Source organism: Rhodococcus sp. MT28 (assembly GCF_058792695.1).
The window spans coordinates 260,928-279,327 of the sequence record NZ_JBXAFD010000006.1; the positions used below are offsets into that span (position 1 = coordinate 260,928).

At 61.5% G+C, this 18,400-nt stretch carries 11 protein-coding genes and 1 pseudogene; 4 read left to right on the top strand and 8 right to left on the bottom strand.

Going from position 1 to position 18,400, the window contains the following annotated elements:
• Nucleotides 1-48 precede the first annotated feature (48 nt).
• Nucleotides 49-648: a TetR/AcrR family transcriptional regulator gene (locus tag AC1Q6C_RS23755; RefSeq protein WP_007734129.1), complete on the top strand. Its 600-nt coding sequence runs from the start codon at nt 49-51 to the stop codon at nt 646-648.
• A 10-nt stretch (nt 649-658) separates the two neighbouring features.
• On the opposite strand, the pseudogene AC1Q6C_RS23760 reads toward AC1Q6C_RS23755, so the two are convergent.
• The 8 genes and pseudogenes from AC1Q6C_RS23760 to AC1Q6C_RS23795 form a co-directional block, all read right to left on the bottom strand.
• Nucleotides 659-898: pseudogene (locus tag AC1Q6C_RS23760) on the bottom strand (ABC transporter substrate-binding protein); the annotation flags it as partial.
• Nucleotides 899-1,040: 142 nt separating this feature from the next.
• Nucleotides 1,041-2,678, bottom strand: a complete 1,638-nt coding sequence (locus AC1Q6C_RS23765) for an amidase (RefSeq protein ID WP_492666844.1) — start codon at nt 2,676-2,678, stop codon at nt 1,041-1,043.
• A gap of 236 nt (nt 2,679-2,914) precedes the next feature.
• Entirely contained in the window at nt 2,915-4,255 is a 1,341-nt protein-coding gene (locus tag AC1Q6C_RS23770) for a serine hydrolase domain-containing protein (RefSeq protein WP_256933402.1), read from the bottom strand.
• Between the two features lie 181 nt (nt 4,256-4,436).
• Nucleotides 4,437-6,044 carry an ABC transporter substrate-binding protein gene (locus AC1Q6C_RS23775; RefSeq protein WP_218695538.1) on the bottom strand — a complete coding sequence of 536 codons (1,608 nt, stop codon included), beginning with the start codon at nt 6,042-6,044 and terminating at the stop codon, nt 4,437-4,439.
• Between the two features lie 168 nt (nt 6,045-6,212).
• A complete protein-coding gene (locus AC1Q6C_RS23780) occupies nt 6,213-7,295 on the bottom strand; it encodes an ABC transporter substrate-binding protein (RefSeq protein ID WP_031332841.1) in 1,083 nt (360 codons plus the stop codon).
• 78 nt (nt 7,296-7,373) lie between these two features.
• On the bottom strand, nt 7,374-8,171 hold the full coding sequence (locus AC1Q6C_RS23785; protein ID WP_003945590.1) for an ABC transporter permease: 798 nt from the start codon (nt 8,169-8,171) through the stop codon (nt 7,374-7,376).
• Nucleotides 8,168-8,998 carry an ABC transporter permease gene (locus AC1Q6C_RS23790; protein WP_063315027.1) on the bottom strand — a complete coding sequence of 277 codons (831 nt, stop codon included), beginning with the start codon at nt 8,996-8,998 and terminating at the stop codon, nt 8,168-8,170. Before AC1Q6C_RS23790 ends, AC1Q6C_RS23785 begins: the two co-directional genes overlap by 4 nt.
• On the bottom strand, nt 8,995-9,828 hold the full coding sequence (locus tag AC1Q6C_RS23795) for an ABC transporter ATP-binding protein (protein WP_063315026.1): 834 nt from the start codon (nt 9,826-9,828) through the stop codon (nt 8,995-8,997). The genes AC1Q6C_RS23790 and AC1Q6C_RS23795 overlap by 4 nt, the downstream gene beginning before the upstream one ends.
• A gap of 97 nt (nt 9,829-9,925) precedes the next feature.
• Here AC1Q6C_RS23795 and recC point away from each other — a divergent pair, with 97 nt between their 5' ends.
• The 3 genes from recC to recD are packed head-to-tail and all read left to right on the top strand — an operon-like array spanning nt 9,926 to nt 18,393.
• On the top strand, nt 9,926-13,207 hold the full coding sequence (recC, locus tag AC1Q6C_RS23800; protein WP_492666845.1) for an exodeoxyribonuclease V subunit gamma: 3,282 nt from the start codon (nt 9,926-9,928) through the stop codon (nt 13,205-13,207).
• Nucleotides 13,208-13,210: 3 nt separating this feature from the next.
• Nucleotides 13,211-16,528 carry a UvrD-helicase domain-containing protein gene (locus AC1Q6C_RS23805; protein WP_492666846.1) on the top strand — a complete coding sequence of 1,106 codons (3,318 nt, stop codon included), beginning with the start codon at nt 13,211-13,213 and terminating at the stop codon, nt 16,526-16,528.
• A complete protein-coding gene (gene recD / locus AC1Q6C_RS23810; RefSeq protein WP_069146985.1) occupies nt 16,525-18,393 on the top strand; it encodes an exodeoxyribonuclease V subunit alpha in 1,869 nt (622 codons plus the stop codon). Before AC1Q6C_RS23805 ends, recD begins: the two co-directional genes overlap by 4 nt.
• Nucleotides 18,394-18,400: the final 7 nt, after the last annotated feature.

Sequence of the window (18,400 nt, forward strand, 5' to 3'; positions counted from 1 at the left end):
CGTTGTTCCGTAATGCAAACATATGTTGTGAGTCAGCGAGGAGTGCACATGGCTGATGCCCAGGACGAGCAGTCGCGCGTCGCCTCTCCCAAGCAAGTCGGTCGCCCACGTCGAAGCGAGCAGGCGCTGCTCGACGCGGCGGCAGCAGTGTTCGTGGAGTCCGGAGTCGACGCTCCGGTGCGGGAGATTGCGGCGAAGGCCGGCGTCGGCATGGGGACGATCTACCGCCACTTCCCGACGCGTCCCGAGTTGGTGGTCGCCGTATACCGACACCAAGTCGAGGCGTGTGCGGACGCGGGCCCACAGATGCTCGCGGAGAGTGCAACGCCCGAGGCGGCTTTGCGGGCATGGGTGGCTTTGTTCGTGGAGTTCCTGGTAACCAAGCATGGGCTCGCCGGTGCACTGCAAGGAGACAGCGCCGGGTCCGACGCTCTGCATATCTACTTCGTCGACCGCCTCGTTCCGGTATGTGACTCCCTCCTCGCGGCAGCGCTCGAGTCCGTTGGCACTGCTTCGCGGGTCGATGCGTACAACGTGCTCAAAGGCATCGGGAACCTTTGTATCGGTGCTGGGTCCGATGACCGGTACAAGGCCGAGGTCCTTGTACAGCTATTCATCTCGGGCGTACTCGCGCGGGAGGTTCGCTGACGCTCGGCAGTCAGATCAGCTCCGGATTCTCGGCGTACACCTCTTCGAGGATCGACATGTCGAACAGTTGCTCCGCCGTAATCTCCAGCCCCGCTTTCGACAGTGCCGCGATGTTCTGTTCGATCAGTTGGGGTGTCATCGTGAACAACCCGTTGGCTTTGGTATCTGCCGACACCACCAGATCATTCTGTGCGGTGGCTTCCTTGATCTGTTCTTCGAGTTCCATGTTCTGGTCCTTGTTCTTCAGCTCAGGGCCCTGCCACCGTCAGCATCCCTCGAAACGAACTCCACTGCACACGGGGCCGATGACGAACAATTCTTGTTCCTTGGCAGAACACAGCACCGGGCACGGCTGCCCGGTGCTGTGTTGGAGGCGTACGTTCCAGAGTCGGCTACGGGAGGGTCGGAAGATAGCTCGGCGATTTCCGGATCTGGGCAGCGTGCTCGTACGCGTAGGCGAAACTGATCAGTTTTGCGTCGTCGAGGCGTGTACCGAGGAATGAAAGACCGAGAGGTAACTCTTCGCGCGCGTATCCGGAGGGGACGGTCACCATCGGGTAGCCGGCGAGCGCTGAAGTGCGGGTTGAACTGGCAAATTGTGGGCCTTCGCCCCCTCCTCGGTAGTCGATACCTGGGGCCGGCAGTTCGGTAGGCGTGACAATCGCATCCAGGTTGTTGTCGACAAGAGCGTCGTCGATTGCCGTTTGTGCGCGTCCGGTCGCGGCTTCACGGTGGGCGCGGTACGTGGGATCGGAGAGGTTGCCATCTGTCTGATCGGCCATTTCAAATAGCTCTTGCCCGAAACCCGTCAACTCTTCCTGGGCATTTTGGCGGTTGTATTCGATCAGGCCGGTCAGGTCTCCGGGGTGTTCGCCGGGAGTATTGGCGAGATATTGGTTGATGTCATGTTTGAACTCGGTGAGTACTGCGGGGAGCAAATGTTGTGAGACGACGTCGGCGTCGGTGGTGATGTTGACCTCGACAGCGGTGGCGCCGAGATCTTGTAGTTGTTCGACGGCGGCATCGAAGGTTCTGTCGACGTCAGGATCGATCCCGGCCCGGCCCTCGCGCCATATTCCGATACGTTTGCCGCTGAGCGAGTTTGGGTCGAGCATGTTCTGAAAATCTGCGGGTAGGGAACCGGCGACGTCAGCACTGTCCGGATCGGACGGATCGGACCCATATATCACCGACAATGCGAGTGCTGCATCTTCCACGGAGCGCCCCATCGGGCCGGGACTGTCATGTCGTGAGGTGATCGGCACAACTCCGGAACGGCTCACCAATCCGAGGGAAGGTTTGATGCCGACCGTTGAGGTGACACTTGCGAGGCACGCTATCGAACCGTCGGTGTCGGTCCCGATAGTGACGGCGGCCAAACTGGCCGCAGCAGCGACGGCCGACCCGCTCGAGGATCCACAGGGGCTGCGGTCGAGAACGTAAGGATTGTGTGTTTGGCCGCCAGTCGCACTCCAACCGGCGATCGCCATCGGCGATCGGAAGTTCGCCCATTCAGACATGTTCGTTTTTCCCAGGATTACAGCGCCTGCTTTACGCAGTTGATCGACGAGAAATGCGTCGTCGGATGGACGTGAGTTGAGTAGCGCAGTCGAACCTGCTGTGGTCGGTTGGTTGTCGGCAGTGTCCATATTGTCTTTGAGCAGAACTGGAATTCCGTCCAAAGGGCTGAGAGGACCGTGGTCTCGGCGCGACTGATCGCGGGATCGCGCGATATCGATTGCATCCGGATTCACCGTGACAACCGCACCAAGTTGTGGATCGAGAGTCTCGATTCGTTCCATGTACGTCGCGGTGAGATCTTCGGACGTCAGGCGGCCTTCGTCGATTGCGTTTTGCAGATCGACGATTGCGGCGTCTTCCACATCGAATTCTTCGCGGTCTGACCGGGTGGCCGAGGCAGCCGTTGCTGGCGAGTTTGTTGTCTGAGTGGAATGGCATCCAGAGGTCAGACCTATTGCAGAAGAAACAATTACGGTGCTCAGTACGAGTATTCTGGCCGATCTCAGCATGAGTTCTCTCCTTGGGAATGCCTTACGTTGTTGTGAACTCAATTATGAAAACCACAGCCGTGGAATGGGATACAGCTGGACCCACCGTTCTTTGGTGTAGATGGGTATACCTCGATCATGCTTCGCCAGGTGAAACTCCGAGGCATTCCAGGCTATGTGGAGACCGGCGAAGGTGGACGAGGCGGCCACGCTCAGTTCAATCGCATTTGATCGAGACCGCCCTGCCCGTTTTCATGTCAAGCCACTCGCTTGGCCGTGCGGCCGCGGAATTCGAGCATCACTGCGCGACCGGTGTCGTCGGTGACGAAGCGGCCCAACGTCCGAGTGGTGTCGGCGCGAGCAGCGAAGTCACGGTCGTTGAGGAAGACGATCGGGATCGCCGGCGGCCAGACGATGTCCTCGTATTCACCGAGATCCTGCGCGCTACCCATCCGGACGCCGATTCCCTCGTCACCGGGGGCAACGGTCATCATCAGGTCTCCGGCCCGGTACTTACCCAAGACCGCGTCGACGGCAGCCGGTTCGGGCTCGACCACGTCGAGGGATGCCGGCGCGGCCAACTCAGCGAGATTGTCCATGCACCAGTCGACGATCTTCTCACCGATACCGCCACCGAGGGCGTTGGTCAGCACGGTGACGGCGAAGTTCTTCTCGGGCACTGTCATGAACTCGGAGACCTGGAGGTTGCTCACGTTTCCGCCATGCCGTACTACCTGCGTGGTTCCGTACCGAGTCAACAGCCATCCCAGGCCGACTTCCTCGAACATCATCGCGGCGGGACGCTGCGGCTTCTGCATCAACAACCGGGTGGACTCGTCGAGCGGCTGTCCTTCGCCGGGGTGTTCGCCAGACAGTGCGTAACGTGCCCAGACGAGTTGGTCTCGCACCGAGGACCACATTCCGCCGCAAGGGATCATGCCGCGGTCCAGTCCGGTTTCGTTGGACACGAACGGCACACCGTCGCGGATGTAGTGACCGAGTGCGAACCGGTGGGTCATCACGTCCCAGGGCAGGAAGGCCGAGTTCTTCATGTCGAGGGGGTCGAGCACGCGCTGCTTGACCAGCTCTTCGAAGGTCAGTCCGCTGATCTTGGCCACGACATGTCCGGCGAGAACGAATCCGGAGTTGCTGTAGGAGAAGACTTCTCCGACGGGGAATTCTTGTCGCAGTTCGTTCAGCCGTGAAACCGAGCGTCCCAGGGCGTCTTCGCCCCAGCCTGCCGAGAAGCCGGCGTCGCCGGTGAATCCGCCGGTGTGGGTGAGGAGATGACGCATCGTGACTGTGCGCGTGGCTGTTTCGTCGGCGAAGGTCAGGTCGGGGACGTACTCGACCAACGGGGTGTCGAGATCGAGTAGGCCGTCCTCGACGAGTGCCATCGCGGCTGTTGCGGCGAACACCTTTGTGGTGGAGCCGATCATGAACATCGTCTTGTCGGTGACCGGGAGTTGGGTTTCGACGCTCTCGATGCCACTGGTGACGACGATGTCCTTGTCGCCGTGAACGATGCCGACCGAGACGCCGGGGATGTTCGCCTCGACCCTCCACTGATCGACGAGCTTTTGAAGTTCATTTGTCATCGATTTTTATCCTCGCGTTTCCTGAAAGCGTGACGACGTGAATGTCGCCCGGTAATCGGATGAGATTCGGACTGGAATGTCGGGAACGCACGTTTGACGGGCACCAGCGACGGCTATTGGCCCGTCTGTCTGCTATTGCAGCAATTTACGCACGGTCTTTTCGTAATCTCATGCAGCGCAGCTATCTCAGTACTCGTACACCGGCGCCGACGAGGATGCCGCCAGCCGGTGCGTACAGGGATGTTGCGCCGTTGAAGTACATGTAGTTCGGTGAGACCGATATCGGCACTACGTCGAAGTCCGCAAAGAGCGCTTGCTCGGCGTCCTTCCAGACAGGACAGGATTGCTGCCCCGGCAGTACCGAGGCGGCGGCGGCGAGTTCGGCGTACTTGGGGTTGTCGATGCCTGCAAAGTTGGCCCCGGCCGGGGGCGTAGGGCCGGAAAAATATGGAAGGAATGTACTAGGCGCACTACTTTGAACGGCAAGTCCAATCGAGATGTCCCATGATGTGGGGTCCTTGGCGCCGTAGGTTTCCGAAATGACGAAGTTGTTGTCACCACCGCGTAGCTCGACGTGTGCACCTAGTGCCTCCCACCGATTCAACACGTATTCAGCGGCTGCCGAAGACGTGTCTCGAGAGTTGTTGAACACCACATCGAGTACCAGCGGGTTGCCGTCCTTCGCCAGGATTCCGCCGCCGCCAGACCGCCAACCAGCGTCGTTCAGTCTCTTTTTCGCTGCCTCTACGTCAAAGTTCGGCAGGACGCCGGTCACACTGTCGTAGTCACACGACCGCGGCTCGCTTACAGCCAATGCTGTTGCACGCGAGCCTTTGCCTCCAGTATTGATCGCCGTGTAGTCCTCGAGGTCAATCGCTTGAAGAAGTGCAGCTCGGACTTCTTTGTCTGAAGTCGGCAACGCTGCATTGTTGTTGAAAATGAACTGACCCGACAAACTCGTATAGTCCATCGAGTCGAGGCCGACTGATTCGACTCGGTCGCGATCGGGCCCACCTATTGCTGCTGCGTTCACGGATCCAGTGAGGACGAGATTGGCGGTGGTTGCGGGATCAGAGACAACCTTGATTGTGACTGACTTGGGCACTCCTAGGGTATCGGAGGTGGTTTCCCCGTTAGGTCCCCATTCGTATCCCTCACGCCGTTCGAGCATCACGTGATCATTGGCCACCACTTCGGTCACTTGGAACAGGCCGGTTCCATTGCTGCCGTTCCGGATGCTCGACGGATCGTCCAGCGCTGCCTTGCACACGAGTTTGAGTCCGCCGATCCGCTCGAGAAGAAATGGAGCGGGCTCTGCGGTCGTGACTGTTAGGACGTCACCGTCGGCCGTGGCCGCAGTCGATTCAGGCACGGATACGCCCAGCCACGGGGAACCATTCTTGGGATCTGCGATCCAATTGATGTTGTCGGCTGCGGTCTGCGCAGTGAACGGCGTCCCGTCCTGACAGGTGATGGACTTCTCGAGCGTGAAAGTCAGAGACGTTCCTGCGTCTGACCACGTTTCCGCGAGGTAGGGGCCAGTCGCACCTGTCTTCGCATCAGTAGCCAGTAATGAATCGTTTGTATAGGAGTTGATCGCCTGACCAGAGATCGAATTGGTGAGCAGGGGGTGAAGATTGCCGGGATCGGTGCTCACGACCGTTGTGAAACTGCCGTCCTTGGCGTAGTCGGTGGAGGATATGCCGTTGGGTAATGTGTTCCCGCATGAGGCAAGTGAGAGCAGGCCGAGCGTGACCAGAATGATGGTGGGCACTGAACGAACTTCCATCTGATTAACCTTTTGGGTTGAAGGATGCTTGTTCGTCAATGTTGCGGTATCAGTGTGGCTCCGGTCTCGTTTGATCTTCTCATTTTCAACAGCCAGATATGTTCGGACGTCACTTCCAACAATGGGTCGGATAGTTCACAATTGGCCGATTCAAATTCGGCCGTAGTGTCAGATCAACTCCGGATTCTCGGCGTACACCTCCTCGAGGATCGACATGTCGAACAGTTGCTCCGCCGTAATCTCCAGCCCCGCTTTCGACAGTGCCGCGATGTTCTGTTCGATCAGTTGGGGTGTCATCGTGAACAACCCGTTGGCTTTGGTATCTGCCGACACCACCAGATCATTCTGTGCGGTGGCTTCCTTGATCTGCTCTTCGAGTTCGAGGTTCTGGTCCTTGCCGTAGACCTCGACGGCAAGCCGTGCCGACTCTGCCGGATCGGCGACCGCATCCTTCCATCCTTGGATCTCGGCCTTCAGGAATGCCTTGAGTTTGTCCCTCTCGTTGTCGATGGTGGACTGGAGAACCGTGAACGATTCGGCGACCAACGGCAGGTTGTAGTCCGCGAAGAGGAAGTGGGCGTTGGGGAAACCTTTGGCGGCCAGTGTGATCGGCTCGTTGGTCACGTAGGAGACCCAGCCGTCCACCTCGCCGTTTGCCAGGGGGCTCGGATCGAACTGCGCGGGCACGATCGTCATCTGGCTTTCGGTCAGGCCGTTTGCTGCCAGGAGAGCTCCGAAGACGAGCTGATTGGAATCCTGGACGCCGATCTTCTTGCCGATCATGTCCTGCGGTGAGTTGATCGGTGCCGCAGCGGAACTGACAATCGCAAACGGATTCTTCTGGAACGTGGCCCCGACGATCTTCGCCTCCAGTCCGTCGAGCACAGCGGGGGCTGTGAGCTGCGGTGCGGACATTCCGATCCACACCTTGCCGGTGTCCAAGCCGGCTTCGACGCCGGTACCGGCTGCGCCACCTGCCACCAGGTCTACATTCCCGAACCCGGCATCCTTGTAGTACCCCTTGTCGAGAGCGAAGTACTCGCCGGCGAACTCGATGTTCTTGATCCAGGACAACTGCACTGCAACTGTTCCGAATTCGGAACCGTCGTCCGTGGTTCCGCCACTCGAACTGCTGGAGTCACTGCTACACGCGAGCAATGACGCACTACCGGCGACTGCGATGCCGGTCAGCGCGGAGTAGCGGAAGAAGGCCCTGCGGTCCAGCTGGCGGACGGGCTTGAATGGCGTCATGAATCGGAACACTAGGGCCAGTCGGTTTCGTTCAGTTTGCTTGGGAGAGAGAGTTTGTTGAGGTCGTGTTAACAGATGTCACGACTTGCCCGCCGAAGGACCGAAACGAGACAGAGCGATGCTTTCGAAGATCCCGACCACGGCGTAGAGGACGATCGACACCACGGTGATCACCACGATAGATGCCCACAATTCGTTGTACTGGTAGCGCGGAATGGCTTTGATCATGCTCGAACCCAAGCCTTGACCGCTACCGAGCCATTCGCCGATCAGTGCTCCGATCAAAGCGCCGGGCACTGACACCCTAGCGGCGGCGAACACCGCCGGAAGTGCGGACGGTACGGACACCATTCGCAATGCGGTCCAACGACTCCCGCCGTACGCAGCGATGAGGTCTTGTGCCTGAGCTGGAGCGGCGCGCAGACCGACCATGATCATGACCAGGGCCGGAAAGAACACCACTATCGCAACCATGACCGTCACACCCACGATTCCGCGGCCGAATATCAGGACGATGATCGGGGTCATCGCAACGAGAGGAACAGATCGTAGAAGCATTGCAACGGGCATGAAAGTCTGTTCGACAGTGCGGGAAACGACGAAGATCGATGCCACCACGAGCGCGGCAGTCATTCCGACGGCAAAGCCGACACCGGCGTCGCGCAGAGTGATGAACAGGTTGTCGATGATGCCCGAACGAGCGTCGGCGGATTTTGGGCCGGAGAACAGGTACTCCCAGACGTCGGCCGGCGTCTTTCCCACACGCGGGCCGACCTGGGGGAAGGCGTTGAGGAAGACCACCCAGATGACAAGCAACAGCGCCGAGGCGATGGCAATCGGGGCGAGGAATCTCAATGTTCCTCGTACCGCGGTCATTTCTGTGCTCCCGGAGCGCTCGTCCACGGGGTGACGAGCCGGGCGATCGCTGCGACGACGGCGTACCCCAGACCGGCGAGCAAGGCGGCGGCGATAGCCATTCCCCACGTTCGCGGGACGTTGTACGACGTCTGAGCGGCCGTTAGTGCGACGCCGATCCCGCTGTCCACCCCGCCGAGATACTCACCGAGAATTGCACCCAGTACGGCCGAAGGTGCAGCAATCTTGAGGGCAGCAAAGGTGCTCGGAAGTGCGCTCACAAGTTGAACTTTGGTGAACTTCTGCCAACGCCCACCGCCGTAGGCGGCGACGAGATCGAGGCTCGTCTTGTCTGCCGATCTCAGGCCGGCGAGTGTGCCGACCATCGTGGTGAAGAAGCAGTACATCGCGGCGAGAAAGATTGTGGGGGTCCGGCCGCCGAAGACGACCAGGATGATCGGGCCGAGCGCCAACAGCGGTGTGCAGTAGCTCAGGATCGCCAATTGCGTGGCCAATCCCTCGATGGGCGGAATGAGGACGACAAGCACGGCAAGCGTGATCGCCAGCAGGTTTCCCCAGAGAAAGCCCTGCAGCGCACCGGAAGCCGTGACGGTGAAATTGGGTCCGTACAGCGACCAACCGTCGTCGAACATCGTCGAGACAACCACCCACGGCGTCGGAATCGTGCCTCCCGCAACACCGGCCGCCGCCAGAATCCACCAGAGCACGATCAGTCCGCAGATACCGACTGCACCGCCGAACCACGTAGGACGCCTAAATCGGATCCGGCGCGGTACAGATGGCTGCGCCGCCGCGGTCGCGACGTTCTCGATATCGGTAATTGTCATGCGACGCCTGCTTTTCCGAAGAGCAGTCCGGAGAGGTAGTCGTGGATCTCGTGGAACTCGGGTGTACGCATCATCTCGGGTGTACGCGGGCGCGGCAGGTCGATCGGCACGACTTCGAGGACGCGTCCGGGCCGCGGCGTCATGACGGCAACGACGTCGGAGAGGAACACGGCTTCGGCGATTCCGTGAGTCACCATCAACGTGGTCGCCGGTTTCTCGGTCCAGATCCTGAGCAATTCGATGTTGAGTCGTTGTCGGGTCATGTCGTCCAGCGCGCCGAAAGGCTCGTCGAGTAGCAGGACACTCGGCTTGACCACGAGCGATCGTGCGATCGACACACGCTGACGCATACCGCCGGACAATTGAGCGGGCTTGGCCTTCTCGAATCCTTCGAGGCCGACGAGAGCGATCAGGTCGGCTATCAGTCCGGGGTCGGGATCGATGCCGGCAACCTGAAGGGGCAGTTTGATGTTGGAGGCCACTGTTCGCCACGGCAGCAAAGCCGAATCCTGGAAGGCGATTCCGAGTTCGCGGCGCTTGCGTAACTCGGCGGGCGACTGCCCGTTGACAAGGGCCGTTCCCGACGTCGGATTATCGAGGCCCGCAAGGATGCGAAGAACGGTGGACTTCCCGCATCCGGACGGCCCGAGCAGAGACAGGAAAGAGCCTTCGCTGGTTTGAAGGGACACGTCGGTCAGCGCGGTCACCGACCGACGACCCATCTCGAAGGTCTTGCCGAGGCCGGAGATGTCGAGACCGGTTCCAGCGGGGCGAGGTGTGGTGACGGGACTGGTCATTCCCGCACAGTACGAACGTCCGGTTGCGGTCATGTTGCCTGCGCGTCACCGCTGCGTGAGGCTGGTTCGGCGTCTCCTGTCACAGCGCCGTGGTGAGATGGACGTCTGGACGGAGTGAGGGGAGCGAAGATTGCTGAAGTTGTACCGGGCCGAGCGTTCGGACACCTTGGTCTCGGCGTTGGCCACGCTCCTCCGTACCCCGCTGTCGGATCCATTCGCCCGGGAAACTGTTGCGGTGCCGGCCAAGGGCGTCGAGCGTTGGCTCAATCAGCGGCTGTCCTCCCAGCTAGGCACGTCCGGACCGTCAGCAGTGGACGGAATTTCTGCGAACATCGCGTTTCCGTCACCCGCGCGCCTGGTCGCGGAGTCCGTGGCCGCGGTCAGTGGAATCACGGCTGACGACGACCCATGGTCGCCGACGCGATTGGTGTGGATGGTTCTCGATGTGATCGACGAGTCCCTCGGCGAGCCCTGGTGCGGAGTCCTGGCGAAACATCTCGAAGGCCATCGTGAAGGTCGACGGTTTGCCTCCGCCACACATGTCACCGAACTCTTCCGCAGTTATGCCGCGCAACGCCCGCAGATGCTGATCGACTGGGCCGCCGGGCGGTTGACCGACGGACACGGATTGGCGCTGTCGGAGGATTTCGAATGGCAGGCACGTCTGTGGTGCATCGTCGCGGACAAGATCGACGTTCCGGGGCCCGCAGAGCGACTGGGGCAAGTGAGCCGCGCGCTGGTCGAGGACCCGGCCTTGGTCGACCTACCGGAACGTCTGTCGGTCTTCGGGCCGACCCGGCTGCCGGTCGATCAGCGAATGATCTTGAGCGCACTCAGTGCGAATCGGGACGTGCACATCTGGCTCCCGCATCCCAGCCCCGCGCTGTGGACCAAGATGAGCTCGCGCATACCGCCTCGAAGTGAGAGCACGATCCGACGTTCGGAAGACGGGTCAGCGCTGATATCCGCCAATCCGTTGCTGTCGAGTCTTGCTCGCGACGTTCGTGAACTTCAGATCAGCCTCGGTGCCGCCGAGTTCGAGTCGGTGCATCTTCCCGAACCAGCCGGCCCGAAATCCCTCCTGGCGACGGTCAAGGCCGATGTCATCGCAGATCGTGCTCCCAGGGTTGCAGCGGAACCGGATGGGACAGTTCAGGTCCACGCTTGCCACGGGCCGGCACGGCAGGTCGAGGTGCTCCGCGAATGTCTGCTCCGATTGTTCGAGGACGACCCGACATTGCAGCCGCGCGACGTACTCGTGATGTGCCCGGACGTCGAAACGTACGCACCTTTGGTTCGTGCTGCATTCGGGCAAGGCGTCCATGGCCACCCGGGGCATCTCCTTCGAGTAAGGCTGGCAGACCGCGGATTACGTCAGACCAATCCTGTCCTGGCCGTTCTCGGCTCTCTCCTCGAATTGGCCGACGGCCGGGCCACAGCCAGTGAGGTTCTCGACCTGGCCGCGACCGAGCCTGTCCGCACACGTTTTTCGTGGGGCGACGACGAGTTGGAAAGACTGCGGGAATGGACGACGGAAGCGGGTGCTCGCTGGGGAATCGGTAGTCGGCAGCGTGCCACGTTCGGCCTCGATGCATTTCCGCAGAACACCTTCAACACCGCCATGGACCGAATCTTGTTGGGGGTCAGCGCGGACGAATCGGAAAATGCCTGGCTGGATCTCGCGCTACCACTCGATGACGTGGACGGCACAGACATCGACCTGACTGGACGTTTCGCAGAGTTCGTCGATCGCCTGGCCGTCTCGCTTCGCGATCTTGCCGGCCCACATTCACCGGCCGAATGGCTTCGTGTGCTGATGCGGGCCCTGGATCTGCTGACCGACACAGCGCCCGCAGATTCCTGGCAGAGCGCGGGGGCCCACCGCGAACTGGTAGCTGCTGTCGAATTCGGCGGAGAGACGGTGTTACGTCTGGCCGATGTTCGCGCGATGCTCTCGCGCAGCCTCGCGGGCAGACCGACGCGTGCCAACTTCCGAACCGGCGAACTGACGGTGTGCACGATGGTTCCGATGCGTTCGGTACCGCATCGCGTGGTCGTGCTGATCGGACTCGACGACGAGGTGTTCCCTCGAACCGGTGGAGTCGACGGCGACGACATCTTGTCACGTGATCCCGTTGTGGGGGAGCGCGATCTGCGCAGTGAAGACCGGCAACTGCTTCTTGATGCCGTGATGTCTGCGGGCGAGCATCTGATTCTGTTGTATACCGGTGCCGATCCGGTCACCGGTGTCGTCAGACCACCGGCGATCCCCCTCAGTGGCCTTCTCGACGTACTCAGTGCGACGGTAGGTCCGGACGCTGTGAACGGGGTGCTGACACGGCATCCGTTGCAATCGTTCGACAATCGAAACTTCGCGCCGAACAAGCCGTTCAGCTTCGACACGGCAGCGCTGGCCGGTGCGAGGGCTGCCTCCGGAACACCGGTCGAATTGCCGACAGTCTTGTCGGCCGAGCTACCCGAGGTGCATCCGAAGGAAGTGAACCTCGCCGACTTGGTGAACTTCCTGGTACATCCCGCGCGTGGTTTTCTGCGCCAACGCCTCGGCGTCCGGGTACCGGAACTCGACGACGACATCGCGGATTCGCTGGCAACCGAGCTCGATCCACTGTCCACCTGGGCTCTGGGTGACCGAATGCTTCTCTCGCGCTTGGCTGGACGCAGCTCTGCGGATTTTCGTGCAGCCGAGTGGCGCCGCGGCACTCTGCCGCCCTACAACCTGGGCGCTACGGTTCTGGGCAACGTCGAATGGGTGGTCGATCAGATTGCCGGACTTGCCTTGCCGCACTTCGACGGAGACTCCGAAGCTGTCGACGTCGACATAGACCTCGGTAACGGGCGTCGTCTCACCGGAACGGTAACCGGTGTGCACGGCAATTCAGTGGTGCGAGCGTCGTATTCCTCACTGGCGCCTAAACATCGGATGACGGCCTGGATCAATCTCCTCGCCTTGAAATCACACGGACGACCCGGTCCGCTCGATGCAGTCTCGATCGGACGGGGTCGGGGAAAGATCGCAGCGGCACGGTCGGTGCTCGATGCGCCGGGCAATGCGGTCGAGATACTGCAGCAATTGGTGGACCTACGGGAGCGGGGGCTGCAGCGCCCGTTGCCGATGTGGGCCGCGACTTCAGCCGAATATGCGCGCCGACGCTTTGGTGGCGAGTCGGTCGACGATGCGACAAACGGTGCGGACACCCAGTGGACCGGGCAGTACGGCGAGATGATCGATCCAAGCAACACTTACGTTTTCGGAGAAGCTCGAACACTGGCGGAGTTGGCTGCGGATCCGCCGTCGGACGACGAATTCGTCTGGGCCGAGGAACCGACTCGATTCGGAGTTCTCGCCCGACGACTGTGGGATCCGTTGCTGACCAACGAAAGAGCGGAGTAACCCGTGGACTTCGATCTTCTGGGGCCACTGCCGACCGGCACTACGGTGTTGGAAGCGAGCGCCGGAACCGGCAAGACCTACGCGATCGTCGGACTTGCGACCCGTTGTGTAGCCGAAGGTCTCGCCGACATATCGCAAGTTCTGCTGGTGACATTCAGCAGGGCCGCCACTCAGGAACTTCGTGAGCGTGCCAGGGAGAGGTTCGCGGGAGTGTCCGCCGCTCTGGTCGACCCGGAGTCGGCGAGGCGGTCGGATGATGATCTGGTGGCATACCTCGCCACAGTTGACGACGAGGAGATCGGCGTGCGGCGTCGCCGACTCCTGCGCGCTCTCGCGGAGTTCGACGCCGGCACCATCACGACCACCCACAGTTTCTGTCAGAGGATGCTCGACGGACTCGGCATCGCCGGGGAACGTGAGCCGGACACAACTTTTGTGGAGTCGGTCGACGACCTGATCAGTGAAGTCGTCTCGGATTTGTACCTCAGCCGCTACAGTCGGACGGACTCGTCTCCACCGTTCTCCACGAAGGACGCGCTGGCCATCGCCCGAAGCGCAGTCGGCGATGGTCAGGCAATTCTCGAACCCGACGGCGAGGAGGAGACCGCACCCGGTCAGCGCGTCCTCTTCGCGGCTGCTGCTCGCCTCGAGGTCGAACGACGTAAGCGGACCAAAGGAATTCGCGACTTCAACGATCTCCTGACGCTGCTGCACGGCGTATTGACCGATCCGGAATACGGTCCCGTCGCGTGTCGTCGGGTGCGCGAAAAGTTCAAGGTCGTGCTGATCGACGAGTTCCAGGACACCGATCCGTTGCAGTGGGACATTCTGCGGTTGGCCTTCCACGGACACACCACCCTGGTCCTGGTCGGTGATCCCAAGCAAGCCATCTATGCGTTCCGCGGGGCAGAAGTCCTGAGTTATCTCGATGCGGTCGATCAGGCGGATGCGCACCAGGAGTTGACCACCAATTGGCGTAGCGACCCAGGGTTGTTGGCGGCACTCGAACACCTCTACGGTGGTGCCGCACTCGGCAACGAAGGCATCGTCGCGCATCCAGTGGAGGCTTCGCACAAGAAGTCTCGGTTGTTCGGCCCGGTGCCGATGCGTGTACGCCATCTGCCCCGTACCGGAGCCGGCCCGCTCAATCGTTCGGGATTTCCGGCCGTAGGCAGACTTCGCAGTCGCGTCGCGGACGACGTCGCAGCAGACGTGGTCGCCCTCCTGGGCGGCGATGCCCGCTTGGCAGTCGACGGTGATCCACGCCCGGTCGAACCAGGAGACGTCGCGGTGTTGGTGCGCACCCACAAGCACGTGGCGATGATCCGCGATGCTCTCGATGCCGTCGGTGTACCTTCCGTATTGACCGGAGGGTCCAGTGTTTTCGCGACACCCAGTGCGACCCAGTGGCTGTGGCTGTTGCAGGCGATCGAGCAGCCCCATCGCTCCGATCGTGTCCGGTTGACGGCCCTCTCACCAATTTTCGGGCGCACCTCCGAAGAACTGGACAAGGACGGCGACAACGTCGTTGCAGAACTTGCAGGTAAACTGCGCTCCTATTCCGGGCTGTTCGCACGCGTCGGGTTTGCGGCTGTGTTCGAAAGAATCTCTGCCGAAACAAATCTGGAGAAGCGTGTACTCGCGGCCCCGTCCGGCGAACGAGATTTCACCGATCTGCGGCACGTCGCACAACTCCTCGGTCGCGTCGCGACCGAGGAAGCGTTCGGGTTGAGCGCACTGGTTCGCTGGCTTTCCGACCGGATCAAGGATCCGACGTCCGGGAGTGCGACCGACAGAAGCCGTCGCCTCGACAGTGACGCTGCCGCAGTGCAAATCGCTACGGTGCATGCCACCAAAGGGCTCGAGTTCCCGATCGTCTACGTCCCGTTCAGTTGGGAGAGCGTTGGCGGCTTCAACTCGCCGACGCAGCTGTTGCACGACCCGGAGGGACGCCGCATCCTCGACGTCGGCGGGCAGGAAGGCCCGGGGTACAACGCCAGAAAGACTGTTGCGGAGGCCGAAGAAGCGGGCGAAGAACTGCGGCTGCTGTACGTGGCGCTGACCCGGGCGCAGTGCCAACTCGTGCTCTGGTGGGCACCCAGCTACGGGACCTCCCGCTCGCCGCTGCACCGGTTGATGCTCGGACGTACACCCGGCATCGCCGAACCTGCTCGGGTAGTGAAGGTGCTCGACGACGGTACAACCGCAGCACGGCTCGCAACCTGGCCGGCAGCAGCTTCCGACGTGATCTCGGTGGAACCTGTTGGTCCCCATCCGCCCTCGCCCGTCCACTGGTCCAGAGCGGCTGCGGACGTGACCGAACTGGCCGCGGCGCGTTTCGATCGAGACCTGGACACTCTGTGGCGTCGTACGTCGTACTCGGCACTCACCGCCGGAGCGCACCACGCGGTCACGACCACGGGCAGTGAGGTCGAGGATCCCGAAAAAGACGACGAGCCAGAGGATTCCGTAGACCTCGGGAGCATTACCCCCTCGCCCCTGGAGGCGTTCCCTTCACCCATGAACGGACTTCCCGCGGGCGCCGCATTCGGCACGCTGGTGCATGAGGTGCTCGAGGTGGTGGACACGGCTGTGGCAGATCTGAGAGCGGAACTCGGGATGCGTTGCGCCGAGGCGGTCTCGGTACGGGCGGCCGAGGTCGACTCCGAAGCACTCGCGGATGCGCTGTATCTGGTGATGCAGACTCCCTTGGGATTCGGAACCTTGGCCACGATCGCGCCGAAAGATCGTCTTCCCGAACTCGATTTCGAACTCCCACTGGCCGGTGGCGACGATCCGGTGTCGATGAGTGTCACACTCCGCGGAGTATCGGAACTGTTGAGGCGCCACCTTTCCTCCGACGACATTCTGGCGTCGTACGCCGACTATCTGGACCGTGTCGAGACGTCACCGATGCGCGGATTCCTGACGGGCAGTATCGACGCAGTCTTGCGGATCCCGGGCCCGTCGTTCGTGATCGTCGATTACAAGACCAACCGGATCGGTCGCGGCGATCTGACGGCTGCCAACTACACGCGTGAACTCATGGCGACGGAGATGATGCGCTCGCACTATCCGCTGCAGGCACTGCTGTATTCGGTTGCACTGCATCGGTATCTGCGGTGGCGCCTGCCCGACTACGATCCGCACCGTCATCTCGGGGGCGCGCAGTATCAATTCGTGCGTGGGATGCTCGGCCCGGACAGCCCGCCGGAATGCGGTGTCTTCGAATGGAAACCGCCTGCTCAGCTGACGGTTGAACTATCGGATCTGCTGGCCGGTCTTGATGCGTCCCACACAGTAGGGGAGAAGATTCGATGACCGAGGCGCAATTGGCGCAGCGCGCCAAAGGGATCGTGCGAATCTTCAACGAAGCCGGGGTTCTGGTTGCCGCCGATGTTCATGTCGCGACGAGAGTGTGCAGCCTGGGCGGTGAAACTTCCGAAGAAGTGATGCTGGCCGCGGCGTTGGCAGTTCGGGCCGTGCGATCAGGTTCGGTGTGCCTCGATCTACGACGGATGCGTGATGTGAGCGTCGACAATGCGACGGAGGAGGAACTTACGTCGTTGCCGTGGCCCGAACCGTCGGAGATCGTTGCCGCCCTTCGGCTGAGCCCTCTGGTGATCGGCGGAAACGCCGGACCTCTCAGACCGCTCCGGTTGGTCGACACGGACGACGGTGAACTCCTCTACCTCGATCGATATTTTCTGCAGGAGCAGACGATTCGGCGAGTGCTCGACGAGCGGGCGTCCACGTGGCCGCCCGCCGACCTGAAAGCGGTCCGATCGCGGCTGGATTCGCTGTTCGTCGACGAGAACGGGCCGACCATCGCGCCGGATCGTCAACGGATAGCAGCTGCTCTCGCCGCGACACAGTGGACCACCGTCATCGCCGGTGGGCCCGGAACCGGCAAAACCCATACGGTCGCACGTATTCTCGCTCTCCTGTCGGAGGAATTGGGTTCGAATGCTCGCATCGGTCTGGCCGCACCGACGGGTAAAGCCGCAGCACGGCTGCAGGAGTCCGTACGTGAGCAGACCGCGAGCCTTGGCCTTCCCGAAGAACTCGCGGCCATGACCCTGCACCGCCTACTCGGTTGGCAGCGGGGGAGTTCGAGTCGTTTCAAATACAATGCGACCAACAGACTTCCCTACGATGTGGTCGTCGTCGACGAGACGTCGATGGTCTCCCTCACGTTGATGGCGCGCCTGCTCGAAGCCGTTCGCCCCGATGCCCGGCTACTGCTCGTCGGCGATCCCGATCAGTTGACCTCAGTCGACGCGGGCGCTGTTCTTGCTGATCTTGTCGCCCGCCCGGTAAAGGTCAGTGGAAATCCGACGCTGACACAGTTGGTGGGTGACGATCTCACGGCCACTGGTTCCGAAGAGGCATTGAGTGCGGATGAACAGGATCGTCTGCGGGGCGGGATCATTCAACTCTCACGCGGGCGCCGCTTCGACGGAACCATCGCGTCGTTGGCCAGGGCAGTTCGAGCGGGAGATTCCGCTGAGGTTCTGCGTATCCTGCGCAGCGGTGATCCAGCCGTCTCCTTCCATTCGCCCGAGGATGTTGACGCATTGCGCGCCGACATCGTTGCGAGTTCAGAGGTGGTGACGGCGTCGGCCGAGGTGGGTGATGCGATCGGCGCGCTGAAAGGCTTGGAATCGCACCGCCTTCTGTGCGCCCACCGTGACGGACCGTACGGTGTCGGGAGGTGGGCGCAGCAGGCGATGGAGTGGGTCGGCACGGCATCAGGGCAGTTTCTTGACCCGACGCGGTGGTATCCGGGCCAACCCCTGTTGGTGACGGCCAACGACTACGAGGCGAAGATCTACAACGGGGATGCCGGGGTGATCGTGCAGCGTGAGGATGGCGTGCCTATTGCCGCATTCCAGCGGGGCAGTGATGCGTTTCTGATTCACCCGAGCCAACTCTCGTCGGTCCAGACGGTTTACGCGATGACGATTCACCGGAGCCAGGGCAGCCAGTACGACACCGTATCGGTGATGTTGCCGGCCGAGGCGTCGTCACTGCTGACTCGGGAGTTGTTGTACACGGCGATCACTCGCGCCAGAAACCATGTGAGAGTAATCGGCACCGAGGATTCCGTGAGGGCGGGAGTGCAGCGACAGGTACTCAGGGCAAGTGGGCTGCGTCGTGAGATCCGTCCGTACGACGGGCCGTGAAAGTCGG